This window comes from Pistricoccus aurantiacus, from assembly GCF_007954585.1.
Taxonomy (GTDB): domain Bacteria; phylum Pseudomonadota; class Gammaproteobacteria; order Pseudomonadales; family Halomonadaceae; genus Pistricoccus; species Pistricoccus aurantiacus.
On record NZ_CP042382.1, the window covers coordinates 979276 to 993460 of the forward strand.

13 protein-coding genes are annotated in these 14185 nt (G+C 61.5%); 8 read left to right on the forward strand and 5 right to left on the reverse strand.

Going from position 1 to position 14185, the window contains the following annotated elements:
- Positions 1–48 precede the first annotated feature (48 nt).
- Complete coding sequence (gene serA, locus FGL86_RS04665) at positions 49–1299, reverse strand: phosphoglycerate dehydrogenase (RefSeq protein WP_147183503.1); 1251 nt, start codon at positions 1297–1299, stop codon at positions 49–51.
- A 300-nt stretch (positions 1300–1599) separates the two neighbouring features.
- On the opposite strand from serA, the gene FGL86_RS18370 reads away from it, so the two are divergent.
- The 5 genes from FGL86_RS18370 (at position 1600) to FGL86_RS04690 (ending at position 6214) form a co-directional block, all read left to right on the forward strand.
- Entirely contained in the window at positions 1600–1926 is a 327-nt protein-coding gene (locus tag FGL86_RS18370) for an exodeoxyribonuclease VII small subunit (RefSeq protein WP_147183504.1), read from the forward strand.
- The gene (gene ispA, locus FGL86_RS04675; protein WP_147183505.1) at positions 1923–2819 is read left to right on the forward strand and encodes a (2E,6E)-farnesyl diphosphate synthase; all 897 of its coding nucleotides are present in this window, start codon (positions 1923–1925) and stop codon (positions 2817–2819) included. The genes FGL86_RS18370 and ispA overlap by 4 nt, the downstream gene beginning before the upstream one ends.
- Positions 2820–2835: 16 nt before the next feature.
- Positions 2836–4839: a 1-deoxy-D-xylulose-5-phosphate synthase gene (locus FGL86_RS04680; RefSeq protein ID WP_147183506.1), complete on the forward strand. Its 2004-nt coding sequence runs from the start codon at positions 2836–2838 to the stop codon at positions 4837–4839.
- 34 nt (positions 4840–4873) lie between these two features.
- Positions 4874–5647, forward strand: a complete 774-nt coding sequence (gene djlA, locus FGL86_RS04685; RefSeq protein WP_147183507.1) for a co-chaperone DjlA — start codon at positions 4874–4876, stop codon at positions 5645–5647.
- 252 nt (positions 5648–5899) lie between these two features.
- A complete protein-coding gene (locus FGL86_RS04690; RefSeq protein WP_147183508.1) occupies positions 5900–6214 on the forward strand; it encodes a hypothetical protein in 315 nt (104 codons plus the stop codon).
- Between the two features lie 85 nt (positions 6215–6299).
- On the opposite strand, the gene FGL86_RS04695 is transcribed toward FGL86_RS04690, so the two are convergent.
- Together FGL86_RS04695 and FGL86_RS04700 are read right to left on the reverse strand one after the other, a co-directional pair.
- Complete coding sequence (locus FGL86_RS04695) at positions 6300–6809, reverse strand: GreA/GreB family elongation factor (RefSeq protein ID WP_147183509.1); 510 nt, start codon at positions 6807–6809, stop codon at positions 6300–6302.
- Positions 6810–6901: 92 nt separating this feature from the next.
- Positions 6902–8869: a hypothetical protein gene (locus FGL86_RS04700; protein ID WP_147183510.1), complete on the reverse strand. Its 1968-nt coding sequence runs from the start codon at positions 8867–8869 to the stop codon at positions 6902–6904.
- Between the two features lie 311 nt (positions 8870–9180).
- On the opposite strand from FGL86_RS04700, the gene FGL86_RS04705 reads away from it, so the two are divergent.
- Both FGL86_RS04705 and FGL86_RS04710 read left to right on the forward strand, forming a co-directional pair.
- Positions 9181–10560, forward strand: coding sequence for an amidase (locus FGL86_RS04705; protein ID WP_147183511.1), 1380 nt, complete (start codon positions 9181–9183; stop codon positions 10558–10560).
- A 14-nt stretch (positions 10561–10574) separates the two neighbouring features.
- Positions 10575–12119 (forward strand): Na+/H+ antiporter NhaC family protein, encoded by a 1545-nt coding sequence (locus tag FGL86_RS04710; RefSeq protein ID WP_147183512.1) that lies wholly within the window; start codon positions 10575–10577, stop codon positions 12117–12119.
- An 8-nt stretch (positions 12120–12127) separates the two neighbouring features.
- Here FGL86_RS04710 and trhA read toward each other — a convergent pair whose 3' ends face one another.
- On the reverse strand, positions 12128–12802 hold the full coding sequence (gene trhA, locus FGL86_RS04715) for a PAQR family membrane homeostasis protein TrhA (RefSeq protein ID WP_147183513.1): 675 nt from the start codon (positions 12800–12802) through the stop codon (positions 12128–12130).
- A gap of 301 nt (positions 12803–13103) precedes the next feature.
- Here trhA and FGL86_RS04720 point away from each other — a divergent pair, with 301 nt between their 5' ends.
- Entirely contained in the window at positions 13104–13364 is a 261-nt protein-coding gene (locus FGL86_RS04720) for a hypothetical protein (RefSeq protein ID WP_147183514.1), read from the forward strand.
- 85 nt (positions 13365–13449) lie between these two features.
- Here FGL86_RS04720 and ribA read toward each other — a convergent pair whose 3' ends face one another.
- The gene (ribA, locus tag FGL86_RS04725) at positions 13450–14085 is read right to left on the reverse strand and encodes a GTP cyclohydrolase II (RefSeq protein WP_147183515.1); all 636 of its coding nucleotides are present in this window, start codon (positions 14083–14085) and stop codon (positions 13450–13452) included.
- Between the last annotated feature and the right edge of the window lie 100 nt (positions 14086–14185).

Here is a 14185-nt window from a genome sequence, read left to right on the forward strand (position 1 = left end):
CGCAAAGGATGGACCGGGCGAATAAAGAGTGATTGTCAGAACCGGCTCTCAATCCTGAAAGCTGGTCTCGGAATACAGCACCCGCAGGCGCAGGGTGTGTTCCACCTGCCTCAATGCCTCCAGCGCCTGGGGGCCGTAGGCCTTGTCCACGTCGACCACCACGTAACCCACCTTCTCGTTGGTCTGCAGGTACTGGCCGGAAATGTTGATGTCGTTTTCCGAGAGCACCCGGTTGATCTCGGAGAGCACCCCGGGCACGTTGTCGTGGATATGCAGCAGGCGGTGCTTGTCCGGATGCGCGGGCAGCGCGACTTCCGGGAAGTTGACCGAGGTGATGGTGGTGCCGTTGTCGGAATAGGTGATCAGCTTTTCGGCGACCTCGACGCCGATGTTTTCCTGAGCCTCCAGGGTCGAGCCACCGATGTGCGGGGTCAGGATGACGTTGTGCAGACCGCGCAGGGGACTGGTGAATTCCTCGTCGGCGCCCTTGGGCTCCACCGGAAAGACGTCGATGGCGGCGCCCAGCAGCTTGCCTTCCCTGAGCCCCTCCGCCAGATCGTCGATCACCACCACGCTGCCCCGGGAGGCGTTGATCAGGATGCCATCGTCCTTCATCAGCGCGATCTGCTCCTTGCCGATCAGCCAGCGGGTGGAGGGCAGATCCGGCACATGCAACGTGACGATATCCGCCCGAGCCAGCAGCTCCTCCATACTGCCCACCTGGCTGGCGTTGCCCATGCCGAGCTTGGTGACCACGTCGTAGTAGATCACGTTGAAGCCTAGGGATTCCGCCAGTACGGAGAGCTGGGCGCCAATGTTGCCGTAGCCGATGATGCCCAGGGTCTTGCCCCGCGCTTCGTGAGAGTTCTTGGCGGTCTTCAGCCATTCGCCCTGATGCGCTCGGGCGCTTTTCTCCGGGATGCCTCGCAGCAGCATGATCGCCTCCGCCAGCACAAGTTCCGCGACGGAGCGGGTGTTGGAATAAGGCGCGTTGAATACCGGTATGCCTCGGCTCAGGGCGGCCTCCAGATCCACCTGGTTGGTGCCGATGCAGAAACAGCCCACCGCGCTCAACTTTTCCGCCGCGGCAAAGACCCGCTCGGTGAGCTGAGTGCGGGAGCGCAGCCCGACGAAGTGCACGTCGCGAATCCTCTCGATCAGCGATTCCTCGTCCAGCGATGTGGCCAGATGTTCGATATTGGTGTAGCCCGCGTTGAGAAAACTGTCGACGGCGCTTTGATGAACGCCTTCCAGCAGCAGGATCTTGATTTTGCTCTTTTCCAGAGACTTTTTAGCCATTACCGGTTCAACCCTTGTTGAGCAGTGTCTATTAAGCAGTGTTATCGGAGGCGTCGCGGTTTTCATTTATTGTTGGCGCGGCGATGCAGCGGCCAGTTGGGGTACCGAAAGGCCCCGCCGAGCGCGGCGAAAGGATGACTATGCTAGCACAACGATCGAGCGCATCGACGTGAGTCAAGATGAAAATGCTGCGCTGCAAAGATGAAACCGATGCAAGCGAGGTTGACAGGGGCAGACGTCGCCCGGGACGGTACGTGTATAATGTGCCTTCTCGATAGTTTCCCGATGAGCGAGAAGCCCATGGTCGAAAAGGATAGTGGCGACAAGGACGCGGCGGCTGCGGTCGATACAAGAACCCCGCGAGGCGCTGGTGGTGAAGGCGGCGTCGAGGATACGCCGGAGGATTTCGCCGCGACCCTGCGCCGGCTTGAAACTCTGGTAGAGCGGCTGGAGTCCGGCGAGCTGTCCCTGGAAGCGTCCCTTGACGCCTTCGAGCAGGGCGTTCGTCTGACCCGGGACGCCCAGCGTCGCCTGGACGAAGCGGAGCTTCAGGTGCGTACCTTGACGGAGCGCGCGGACGGTCAATTGATGGACAAGCCGTTTTCCTACGAGGAGCCAGGCCGATGAGCGTGGAGACTCGAGCGTTGCCGTTGATCGAGCAACTGGAGCGCGATCGTCAGCGGGTCAATCGGTGGCTCGAAGCGTTGTTCACGCATCGCCGGCCCCCGGCGCCGCGTCTCGAGCAGGCCATGCAGTACGGGGTGCTGGGGGGAGGAAAACGTCTGCGTCCAGTGCTGGTCTATGCCGCCGGGCGCGTGCTTGGCGCCAACGATGACGAGCTTGATGCGCCGGCGGCGGCGGTGGAGCTGATTCACGCCTACTCCCTGGTGCACGATGATCTTCCCGCCATGGATGACGACGACCTGCGTCGCGGCCTGCCGACGGTGCACAAGGCCTTCGACGAAGCCAGCGGCATTCTCGCCGGCGACGCTTTGCAAACCTTGGCCTTCGAGGCGCTGGCACGCCTCAAGCACCCGCGACTGGCGGCGATGATGACGACGCTGGCTTCCGCGGCGGGCCGCGACGGCATGGCGGCGGGCCAGGCGCTGGATCTAGAAGCGGTGGGCAGGAGCCTCGACGCGGACGCCCTGGCGGCCATGCACCGCTACAAGACCGGAGCGCTGATTCGCGCGGCGGTGCGCTTAGGCGCTCTGGTGGCGGTGGAGGTACAGGATCCTCGCCTGGCCGCCCTGGACGACTATGCCGCGGCGATCGGCCTGGCGTTTCAGATCCAGGACGATATCCTCGACGTGATCGGCGACACCCAGGTGCTGGGCAAGATATCCGGAGCCGACGCGGCCCGAGACAAGCCGACCTATCCGGCGCTGCTGGGGCTGGAGGCCGCCCGGACCAAGGCCGACGGGCTGCTGCAGGACGCCCTGGCCGCCCTTGTTCCCCTTGGCGAATCCGCCGCTCCCTTGACTAATCTGGCGCGTTACATGATCGAGCGTGACCACTGATACCGCAGAGGCCCCTATGAAAATGTTCGACGCCATTCCCGTCGAGCGCCCGACGACGCCGCTGCTCGACACCCTGGAGACGCCGGCGGCGATACGACGCATGAACCACGCCCAGCTCACGCAGCTGGCGGACGAGCTGCGCGCCTATCTGCTGTACAGCGTGGGCGTCAGCGGTGGACATTTCGGCGCCGGCCTGGGGGTCGTGGAGCTGACCGTTGCCTTGCATCACGCCCTGCACACGCCGGAAGATCGGCTGGTATGGGACGTGGGCCACCAGGCCTATCCTCACAAGATTCTGACCGGACGCCGGGAGAACATGCCGAGCATCCGCCAGTACGGCGGTCTTGCTGCCTTTCCGCGTCGACTGGAATCCGAGTACGATACCTTCGGCGTGGGCCATTCCAGTACCTCCATCTCCGCCGCCCTGGGCATGGCGCTGGCGGCGAAAAGTCGCGGCGAGAAACGCCGTGTCTGCGCGGTGATCGGCGACGGCGCCCTGACCGCGGGCATCGCCTTCGAGGCCCTGGCGCATGCGGGGCACGTTGATGCCAACCTGCTGGTGGTGCTCAACGACAACGAGATGTCGATTTCGGAAAACGTCGGCGGCATGGCCAGCTACCTGGCGCGCATTCTCACCAGCCGGCCCTACATCCAGATGCGCCAGGGCGGCAAGCGAGTGCTCTCTCATCTGCCCGGCGCCTTGGAACTGGCTAGGCGTACTGAAGAGCACGTCAAGGGCATGGTCAGCCCGGCCAATCTGTTCGAGGAACTGGGATTCAACTATATCGGCCCTATCGACGGTCATGATCTGTCTGCGCTGGTGCATACTCTGGGGAACATGCGCGATCTGGACGGCCCGCAGTTCCTGCATGTCAGAACCCGTAAGGGGCGTGGCTTTCAGCCCGCGGAAGTCGATCCCATCGGCTACCACGCCATCACCAAGCTGGAGAAGGCGCCCAACACGCCCAAGCCGTCTTCCAAGCTCGCCATCGAGCAACCCAAACCCAGAAGCGAGAATTTATTGTGCCCGAAGCCGCGCAACGATGAATTATTGCGCCCGAAGCCGCGCAACGATGAATTATTGCGCCCGAAGCCGCGCAAATATTGCAACGTCTTCGGCGATTGGCTGTGCGATATGGCGGCGGCGGACGAGCGCCTGATGGGGATCACCCCGGCGATGCGCGAAGGCTCGGATCTGATTCGTTTCTCCCAGGAGTATCCACAGCGCTATTTCGACGTGGCCATCGCCGAGCAGCACGCGGTGACCCTGGCCGCCGGCATGGCCTGCGAAAACCTGAAACCGGTGGTGGCGATCTATTCGACCTTCCTGCAGCGCGGCTACGATCAGCTGATTCACGACGTGGCGGTGCAGCATCTGGATGTGACTTTCGCCATCGATCGCGCCGGGTTGGTCGGTGAAGACGGCCCCACTCATCACGGCGCTCTGGATCTTACCTATCTGCGCTGCGTGCCGGGCATGGTGGTGCTGGCACCGGCGGACGAGGCGGAGTGCCGCGCCATGCTCAGCGCCGCCTATCATCATCCGGGTCCGGCAGCGGTGCGCTACCCGCGGGGCACCGGACCCGGTAGCGACATCCCCTTGCATCTCGAAGCGCTGCCCATCGGCAAGGCGCAGTTGAAGCGCGAAGGCAGGCGAATCGCCCTGCTGGCCTTCGGCAGCATGAATACTCCGGCGGAAGAAGTGGCGGAGCGCCTGGATGCGACGCATCTCAACATGCGCTCGATCAAGCCGCTGGATCGCGACGCGGTGCTCGCGGCGGCGCGAGATCATGAGCTGGTGGTCACCCTGGAAGAAAACGTCATCGCCGGGGGCGCGGGCAGTGCAGTCAATGAGCTGCTGATGGGTGAAGGTGTGCTGGCTCAGGTGCTCAACCTGGGGCTGCCGGATAGCTTCATCGAGCACGGCACCCCCGAAGAACTGCTCGCGGAATGCGGGCTTGACGCGAAGGGTATCGAGGTCGCGATTCGTCAGCGTCTCGAGGCGCAGCAAGCCTCGTGACTGCATTCAATATTGCCATGAAAACGAGAGGCTCATGCTGATAGTTATTGTGATTGGCGGCGTGCTGGGATACCTGATCGGCGATTTCCTCGGAATGCTGATCGGTGCGGGGCTGGGCTACTGGCTCGTGCGTCGTCTGCGCCGCAGTATCTTGGGGAGGCTGGTGCAGACGCAACGGCAGTTTCTGGATTCCACTTTTGCGGTGATGGGCTGCCTGTGCAAGGCCGATGGCCAGGTCACTCGAGACGAGCTCGAGATGTCCATGCGACTGTGGGAGCGGCTGCGGTTGAACGCCCAGCAGCGCGAACGGGCCAAGGCGGCGTTCAATCGCGGCAAGGCGCCGGAATTCGATCTGGATGCGGAGCTTGCTACCCTGCGCCAGGTGGCCAGGGGGCAGCACGCGCTGCTGCAAATGTTTCTGCAGGTGCAGCTTTCGGCTATCACCGCGGATGGCAAGGTGCATCCGGCGGAGCAGGAGATGTTCCTGCGAGTCGCCAGGGGGCTGGGCTGTTCCGAGGCGGAAATCCAGCAGATCGAGGCCATGCTGCGGGGCGGCGGGGCGCAGGCTCCGGGAGCGACGTCCGGGCTATCTCTGGAAGACGCTTATCGCGTGCTGGGGGTCGATGAAGACGCCAGCGATACGGAGGTCAAGCGCGCCTATCGTCGTCTCATGAGCCAGAATCATCCGGACAAGCTGGCGGGGAAGGGGTTACCCGAGAGCATGCGCGAAATGGCAGAGGAGCGCACCCGTGAAATAGGCAATGCGTTTGAGTTGATCAAGAAGACCCGCGAACAGCAGACTGCCTGACGCCTTTGCCGGATACGGTATTTTCAAGGAACTGCTCGCAAAATGCGGTCCTGACGCCACGAGTATCGAAACAAAGGTTTGATTGAGGCAGCGGGCATCAAGTATGAGAATCTTGCTGCATCGAGTGTTGATTGCTTTAAACAATCGCGGCGATTAATTATTTAATTAGCAAACTAAGTATTTGCCATGGTATCGTGTCTCCACTGTTTCGCAGCAAGAGTTTCGCAGCAAGACATGCACAAGGAGATACCCATGAAAATCCTGACTATCAAGAAAATCCCGATGTTTGCAGGCGCTCTAATGATGGCCGCGCTGCCGCTGGCTTCTCAGGCCGATAGCGTCGCGGTCAATAAACATCAGGACGTCAACAGCCAGCCCTTGATGAACACCGGCGCCAGCGTGAACTCTCAGCAGATCGACTGGAGCTTTCATGATCTTTCCGGTTATAGCGACGGCGTGGCGGAAGCGGCTCGGCGCATGATCGTCAAGGAGAACCAGGTAACGAGCTTTGATGCAGCGGGCAAGTACGAATCCGCGACTCGGGTCGGTCACGGCCAGGACTGGTAAGGCGTCTGGATTCCGTCGGCAGCGCGCCGGCGAAGTCACTCACAGGGCCCCGCTAACTGGCGGGGCCCTGTCGTATGCGGCGAACTCAAGTATCAGCGGGGCGCGGGTCAATAGACAGGATGATCAGCCGCCGCGGGCCATCCGGCCGCCGCCATAGCACTTCCTCGTCTTCCGGCTGGCCCATCAGCGCCGTGCCCAGAGGCGATACCCAACTGATCAGGCCTTTGGCCGGATCCGCCTCGTCCTCGCCGACGATGCGGTAGTGATAAGTGTTTCCCTGCTCGTCCTCGAGCTCGACGAGGCAGCCAATCTGGATTTTTTCGCCACTCAGCCGCGCTGGGTCGACCACTACGGCGCTGGAAAGACGATGCTCGAAATAACGCAGATCCCGAGCGACTTCCGGTAACCTGCCCTGGGCGAACATATCCGCCTGCCGGCTAAGCGACTGACGCTCCTCTTTCAGCGCCAGCACCTTTGCCTTGAGCTTTTCCAAACCCTGCGGCGTGACCAGGTTGGGATGCTGGCTGATTGGACGATCCGGCAGCGGCGCTTCCGGCCGATCGCCATCGTCTTCCTTAACGAATGCTCGACTCATGATGGGACTCCCAGAAAGTCGGTGACAAAGAATCTGCTCGCGGGGGCGCTTGTCTTGCCTATAGTCTAGCTTTTCTCCTTTATCGTGCATTCTCAACCATCAGCCGCCCAGCTGCCTTTTCCCAATTCGATGATTCGCGCCACTTCATCGGCGGGTACCGCCTGCCTGTCGCCCACCTCCAGCGGATCGTAATGAAACACATAAAGCCGGGAGGCGAACTCGGCGATGGGCAGGGAGGCCTCGCCATGACGTTCACCATTGCCTTGAATCGCACAGATGATGCCTTGGCCCCAATCCTGCCCGCTGTCGTTATTGGGGTTGAAGAAATAGGCGCGCATCTCGTTGCTGGCATCCAGTGCCACCCGTAGCAGGGTGATGGCATGTCGCCCCACCAGGCGTGCGGCGCTATCGGTAACGACGATTCCCGCCGGTTGGGGATGAATGAGGGGCATGTTGCCGTTGTAAAAGGGGTGGTAACAGGCATAGAAATGGCGAATGAATCCGTCGTAGTCGTCGAGTTTGCCAGTGTGTATATCCGCCGCCACCCGGAAGCCCTGACCCACCCACCAGCCGTAAAACTCCGGATTGATCCAGCGATGCAGGTCATCGCCCCGCTCACCGCATAGGCGACCCATTTCCATGTAGAGGCGATCGAGATGGGGTATCAGCACCAGTGACACAGGATCGACATCCAGTGGCGGCGCCTTGGCAAGGCCCGCCTCCAGAGACTTGGAGGAGATACGTTCCCCTTCGAAACGGCTGAGTACTTCATTGTCCCGCGCTGCCCAGGCCAGAAGCTGTAACAGGTAGTCCCCATCGTTGTCGGCCCACATGGAAAGGCCGATCACCGACTGGCAGGTCGGGTTGTTGCCCTGCCCGACCCCCAAGGGCTGGCCCAGCAGGCTCAACACCCCCGCAAGCAGGAATACTCGCGGCGGATGCGCCTCGCCAAAAACGCTACGCAGTGTGTTTGAGGCTTCCACGGATAACGTCAGCCTGATCTGCCGCCATAGGCCCGAAGCGATTGGCACCGAAAAAAGCGCGCCGCGTTCGAGCAGCAGCGCGAGCCCGTAAACCGCCTGACTGGTTTCGGGAAACAGCGCCTCGTCGATCAGACTATGTACCAGCTCCTGGTAACACAGCAGGGTGTCGCAACCGGTACTGCTCAGTCCCAGAGCCACCAGCACCAAGTCGTCCCGGCGACCGCGCAGGTACCGCAGCAGGAGAGGATGATAGGGCGAGACCAGACCCGTATCGTGCATCGCCTGGGCAAAGGAAGAGGCCTCTTCGATCAGTGCGGTCTCACCCATCGCCGCGAGGCGCTGGGCGTACACCTCAAGCCCGGGATCGTCACGACAGCCCGCGGTCGGACCGAACAGCGCGCGGACCAGACGCGCGGCACCTTCCGTGCCGGCGGTATCGATCTCCGGGTCGAACAGGCACTGAGCGATCTGACTGATCATCTGCTTGATGCTGTCCGTCTGTATCGGACGTTGAGCGAGCAGGCGCTGGATCTCGTCGACCAGGCTCTCAAGAATGCTTTCGTAGCCCAAATGCGCCAGCAGGTACTGATACAACGCCTGCACGATTTTTCCCAGCGCCTGGGGACGCTCCCGATCCGCCTCGCTCATCGGTCCGGCCAGCAGATCCAGATTCAGCGCCATGACCTGGGTCAGGAAGTTTCGGGCCTGTTCCGCGGAGATGCCGGGATGGAAGTAGTCGCTCAAGGCAACGGCCAGCAAACGGATTTCACTGAGCGCCTCGATGGCGGTGATATCAGGCTCGCCTTGACGCAGCGAGCGCACCGCCAGGGCGGGTTGCAGGATAGCGGGGCGATCCCAGTCGCTGTCGGCGAAGACGCCTGCCGCCTCCATCGCCGCGACTCGGGCATGGAGCGCGCCCAGGCCACCGGAAGCGATGATCATCTCTCTTGCCAAGGCCAGCACTTCCGCTTTCGAGGGCTTTGGCTCGATCTGGTGGGCCTGGGTCAGTCGCGCCAAGGCGGCATCGAACGCGGCGGTCACTCGATCCAGCGTTTCGTCGGTGTCTTCGAGTTTCATGGCGAACTTTCCTGTCGAGTGTATTGGAAATACCGCTAGATCATGCGCCTCGGCGCAGTAAAGCATGGCGGTGGGGCTACGCATTCACATCAACAAGCTTGCTCTTCATTATTGCTCTGAGCCATAAGAATAATCGCTAGGGACATTGCGTCTTGTGGCAATGTTCGCTACGGATAGCAGCCCTATACGAAAATGTCGTCGTTATAGCCGCAACGGAAGTATGGATAACGCCTGGCCCCATCGTCGGAGCACGCTTGTATGGAATTCGCGAGCCTTTCTCTGCCGCCGCTACTTCCTGGACAGGAGATGGCATGAGCGAACATTATCCGCAGCGGGGCGATTCCCTGGACACCTTGATACAGATGATTCGCCAACGTCGGCTCTCCCCCCGCGCGCTGGCGGAACAGGCCATCGAAGCTCACCGACCCGCGTTACGGGCCTACGCCCACTGGAGGCCGGAAAAACTGCGCGCCCAGGCACTCGTCTTGGGGAGGAAAGGCCGCTTGCAGGGCATTCCCGTCTCGGTCAAGGACAATATCGCCGTGGCGGGCTGGCCGCTGGAAGCCGGCAGCGGTCGAGCATTGCCCGCCCATTTGTGCCAGGAAGGCTCGGTAGTGGCGATGCTGCGTCGTCAGGGCGTGGTATTCAGCGGCAAGACTCAGACCGTCGCTTTCGCTTTTTCCAGCCTGGGCACTTCTCCGCAGGGTGAAGGGCCTCGCAACCCCTGGGATCTCCAACGGGTATGCGGCGGCTCTTCCAGCGGTGCGGCGGTCAGCGTTATCGAGGGCAGCGCCCGGCTGGCGTTAGGTACGGATACCGCCGGTTCCGTGCGCGTTCCCGCGGCGATGACCGGCTGCGTGGGCCTGAAGACTACCGTGGGGCGCTGGCCTCGGGCCGGCGTGATACCTCTCAGCCATAGCCTGGACAGCCTGGGACTGCTGGCCCCGCGAGCAGCGGATATCGTCACTGGTCTGGCGGCCTTCGATCCAGCGCCGGCGCTAAAGCGCATCGAAGCTGCCGATCTGAGGGAGCTGCGTATCGGACTACCCAAGGCATTGCTGGAGGCGACGCCTACCGATCCCGGGATCGCGGAAAGCTTCCATGCTGCCCTGAGCGAGTTGGAAGCGCGCGGCGCCCGACTGGTGGAGGTGGAGAGTCAGCTGCTGCTCGAGGCGAGGGCGCTGTTTAGGGAGGGCGGCGTGGTGGCTAGCGAATTGCACCAGTTTCTCTTCACCCAGATGCCGACGTGGCTCGAAGGTCAGGATAAGGAGTTGAACCTGGCTATGCGCAGCGCCGCCAACCTGCCGGCGAGCGCTTATCTCGAGCGCCTGCAAACGATGACTCGGCTTTGCCGCCAAGCGGATCTGGCTCTGCGCGAAATTGACGTGCTGGTCACGCCCACCACGCCATTGACGCCGCCGACTTTCGCCTCTCTGACGCAGCCGAGCGTCTATATTCAAGGCAACGCGCGCATTCTCGACTTCACGGCATTCGTCAATTACCTGCGTCTTTGTGCCGTCAGCCTGCCCATAGGGCAAGATGCCGCCGGCATGCCGACAGGGCTGCAACTGGTGGCGTCGGGCTTCGCCGAGGCCAGACTGCTCGCCATCGCCCTGACCGTGGAGCGAGCGCTGGGAGAGGTTCACCAGCGGCTTGGGCCGCTGCCGTTTTCTGATAACAACATTCAATAGCTGGAGAACCCCGCATGGAATTCGCAAGCCTTTCCCTGTTGCCGCCGCTGCTGGCCATCGCCCTGGCGCTGTTGACGCGCAATGTCATTCCCGCGCTGTTCTGCGGTGTCTGGCTGGGGGCCACCATGCTCAACGGCTGGAATCCGCTGATCGGGCTATACGCCAGTTTCAAGGATTTCGTGATTCCCAGCGCCGGCGACGAATGGAGCGCCACGGTGCTGATCTACTGCGGGCTGTTCGGTGTGCTGATCACGCTCTTGCAGCGTACCGGGGGCGCCCAGGCCATCGCCAAGGCGATTTCTCGCAAGGTCGGTACCGCTCGCGGCGCTCAGGGAGCCACCATGGGCCTCGGTGTGCTGATCTTCTTCGAGGATTACTTCAATGCGCTGACCGTGGGCAGCGTGATGCGCCCGATCACCGATCGCATGCGGGTGTCCCGGGAAAAGCTTGCCTATATCGTCGATTCCACCTCCGCCCCCATGTGTTTGCTGGGGCCGGTGTCCACCTGGGTGGTATTCGTCATGGGACTGATCGGCACCCAGCTCGATGCGCTGGAAATCTCCGGCTCCGAATACGTGACCTATCTGACGACGATTCCGCTGAATTTCTATGCCTGGCTGGCCCTGGGCATGATTCTGTTCATCGTGGTGACCCAGCGGGATTTCGGCCCCATGGCGGCGGCGGAGGAACGCGCTCGCAGCACCGGCAAGCTGCTGGCGGACGACGCCCAGCCGCCTTCCGATCGGGCGGTGACGGAAATGCAAGGCGTGCCGGAAGAGAGTTCGCGCAAGCGCAACATGCTGGTGCCGATTCTGGTGCTGGTAGGGCTGATTCCGCCGCTGTTCCTGTGGACCGGCAATTTTCCCGAGAACGATCTGGTCATCGCGATAGGCGAAGCGGAAGGCGGGCTGTCGATCCTGCTGGCCACCTTTATTGCGGTGGTTGTGGGGTTTGCCATGGGCATGCAGCAGAAGCTCTTCGATTTTCGCGAAGCCATGGAGCTCTTCGTGATGGGCATCAAGAGCATGACTCTGGTGTATATCATCCTGATTCTCGCCTGGTCCATCGGCAGCGTGACCTCGAGCCTGGGCACCGCAGACTATCTGGTCGCCCTGGTACAGCAGGGCGTGCCGCCCAGCCTGATCCCGGTGCTGCTGTTCCTGCTCGGCGGCCTGGTGGCCTTCACCACTGGCACTTCCTACGGCACCTTCGCCATCATGATCCCTATCGCCATGCCGGTGGCGATGGCCTTGGACATATCGTTGGCGCTAGCGGTGGCGGCGGTGCTCAGCGGCGGTATCTTCGGCGATCACTGCTCGCCGATTTCCGATACCACCATCCTGTCTTCCGCAGGTTCCTCCTGTGACCATATCGATCACGTACGCACCCAGCTGCCCTATGCGCTATGCACCGGCGTCAGCGCCATAGTGGCGTTTTTCCTGGCGGGTCTGGTGCCGGGCATAGTGGCACTGGCGGGTGGATTGGCGACGCTGCTGATACTGGCCTATGGCCTGAATCGGCTATGGAGCACGCGCTCGGCGACGCGGGAGGCGTCCTGAACCGTTCCTCAACGCATCAGTGCCGTATAGACGGCGAAGTAATGGCAGACGCTGCCGCCCAGCACGAAGAAGTGCCAGATGGTGTGATGAAAGGGAATGGCCGGGATGGCGTAGAAGATCACTCCCAAGGTATAGGTGATGCCGCCGGCGACCAGCAGGGCGATCGTGATGGAGGTGAGATGCTGGCTCATCTCGCCGGCAGCGACCAGGATCAGCCAGCCCATGATCAGATAGATCGCCACCCGCAACACGCCAAAGCGCTGCGGCCAGATCAGCTTGAGAACAATGCCGCCCAGCGCCAGGCTCCACACCACCCCGAAGAGCGTCCAACCTAGCGAACCGCGCAGATTGACCAGCAGGAAGGGCGTATAGGTGCCGGCGATCAGGGTATAGATGGCACAGTGGTCGAGCAGCTTGAACAGGCGTTTCCAGCGCGGTTGCCGCGCCGCGTGATAAAGCGTCGAGGCGCTATAGAGAAGCACCAGGGTAGTGCCGTAAAGACTCACGCCGACGAGGGTCCAGGCATCCGTTGGTGCCATCAGGCTTGCCAGGATGATCAACACCACCATGCCGACGAGGCTCAGCAGCGCGCCGATACCGTGGCTGATGCTGTGCCACAGTTCCTCGACGACGCTGTACTCATTGCTATTCAAATGGCGATCCGAATGAGTCGATGGCGTCATGGTTTGTCTTCCGTATCGATTTCGTCAGGCTCTGGAGCCGCCGTTCATCAGGCCGCTACGCTCGCCTCAATCAAACGCCGGCTTCAAGCGTTCGACCAAATGGCCGATTAAACGTTGAATCCATTGTTCATTCCATTGACGGTGAAACACCTTGAACACTGCAGCGCAGCAATTTATAAGTAGTTGATATAATTATAAAATAACATTGATTGTCTGCTAAGTGGTTGCGGTGCAGCATTATAGAAAGTATACTAAGGTCGTACGACTTAAGATTAAGTCGATTTTGAGTTTGGAGAAATTGATGACAGCAATCATCGCAGGCTTTTTTGTAGTGCTATACGTCAGCCTGGGCGTTGCAATGCACTTTTTATGGAAATCCGCCGCCCATCGCCAGCCGCGCAGCAACCGGGTCTGTCTCACGGCCGTCGTCAGCAAGCGCCAGATGGACGGGCGTGTCGGTGGAATCAACATGGCACCCTTCGCCGATTGGTCCTCAAGCGCTACTCAACGAGTGAGATATGAAACCGATCGAGGCGGAGTGATCGCGCCCTTCGCACGTTGAGTTTGATACTCGCCAGTTAAACGAGTTGGCTAAACATGGGCCCCGCGTATTTTGGATACGCGGGGCCTATTGCAATGAAGCCTTTTCAAGGCTTGCGTTCGATATCCACGTCCTGGGCGGCGACGAAGTCTTCTCGCGACATCATATGGCCAAGCTTGCCCGCCTTGGTGGCCAGGTACTGCTCGTTATGCGGGTTGAGGCCGGTGGTCAGGGCGATACGCTCGACGACTTTGACGCCGTCCCGGGTCAGAGCATCAACCTTGCGGGGGTTGTTGGTCATCAGCCTGAGAGACGCTACCCCCAGATGGGCGAGCATCGGTACGCAAAGATCGTAGCGGCGTAGATCCGCGGCGAAGCCGAGCTTCTCGTTGGCCTCCACCGTGTCCGCTCCTTCGTCCTGCAGGTGGTAGGCACGAATCTTGTTCAACAGGCCGATGCCGCGGCCCTCCTGGCGTAGATACAGCAGCACGCCGCGGCCCTCCCGAGCGATACGCTTGAGCGCTTCCTGCAGCTGATAGCCGCAGTCGCAGCGCATCGAGAAAAGCGCGTCCCCGGTCAGGCACTCGGAGTGCACCCGTCCCAGCACCGGCTCGCCATCGGCGATATTGCCAAGGGTCAAGGCGATATGATCCTTGCCGGTGGCCTCGTCCTCGAAACCGTGCATGGAGAAGGTAGCCCAGGGGGTGGGCAGCCGGGAAACGGCGATGAAGCGAATTGTCACGATAAACCTCGCGTGAGCCGAGCGGCGATCAAGGAAGGGCGAATGGGTCGAGTCGTTAGCAGCGCAGTTTAACAGCATCGCGGCCCGGGCTCACGACCCC

What these genes read in the sequence shown, in the direction of transcription:
- serA (WP_147183503.1), bottom strand. Translation starts at nt 1,299, where the DNA reads ATGGCTAAAAAGTCTCTGGAAAAGAGCAAAATCAAGATCCTGCTGCTG.
- FGL86_RS18370 (WP_147183504.1), top strand. Translation starts at nt 1,600, where the DNA reads ATGGTCGAAAAGGATAGTGGCGACAAGGACGCGGCGGCTGCGGTCGAT.
- FGL86_RS04680 (WP_147183506.1), top strand. Translation starts at nt 2,836, where the DNA reads ATGAAAATGTTCGACGCCATTCCCGTCGAGCGCCCGACGACGCCGCTG.
- ispA (WP_147183505.1), top strand. Translation starts at nt 1,923, where the DNA reads ATGAGCGTGGAGACTCGAGCGTTGCCGTTGATCGAGCAACTGGAGCGC.
- FGL86_RS04710 (WP_147183512.1), top strand. Translation starts at nt 10,575, where the DNA reads ATGGAATTCGCAAGCCTTTCCCTGTTGCCGCCGCTGCTGGCCATCGCC.
- FGL86_RS04695 (WP_147183509.1), bottom strand. Translation starts at nt 6,809, where the DNA reads ATGAGTCGAGCATTCGTTAAGGAAGACGATGGCGATCGGCCGGAAGCG.
- FGL86_RS04700 (WP_147183510.1), bottom strand. Translation starts at nt 8,869, where the DNA reads ATGAAACTCGAAGACACCGACGAAACGCTGGATCGAGTGACCGCCGCG.
- FGL86_RS04720 (WP_147183514.1), top strand. Translation starts at nt 13,104, where the DNA reads ATGACAGCAATCATCGCAGGCTTTTTTGTAGTGCTATACGTCAGCCTG.
- FGL86_RS04690 (WP_147183508.1), top strand. Translation starts at nt 5,900, where the DNA reads ATGAAAATCCTGACTATCAAGAAAATCCCGATGTTTGCAGGCGCTCTA.
- FGL86_RS04705 (WP_147183511.1), top strand. Translation starts at nt 9,181, where the DNA reads ATGAGCGAACATTATCCGCAGCGGGGCGATTCCCTGGACACCTTGATA.
- trhA (WP_147183513.1), bottom strand. Translation starts at nt 12,802, where the DNA reads ATGACGCCATCGACTCATTCGGATCGCCATTTGAATAGCAATGAGTAC.
- djlA (WP_147183507.1), top strand. Translation starts at nt 4,874, where the DNA reads ATGCTGATAGTTATTGTGATTGGCGGCGTGCTGGGATACCTGATCGGC.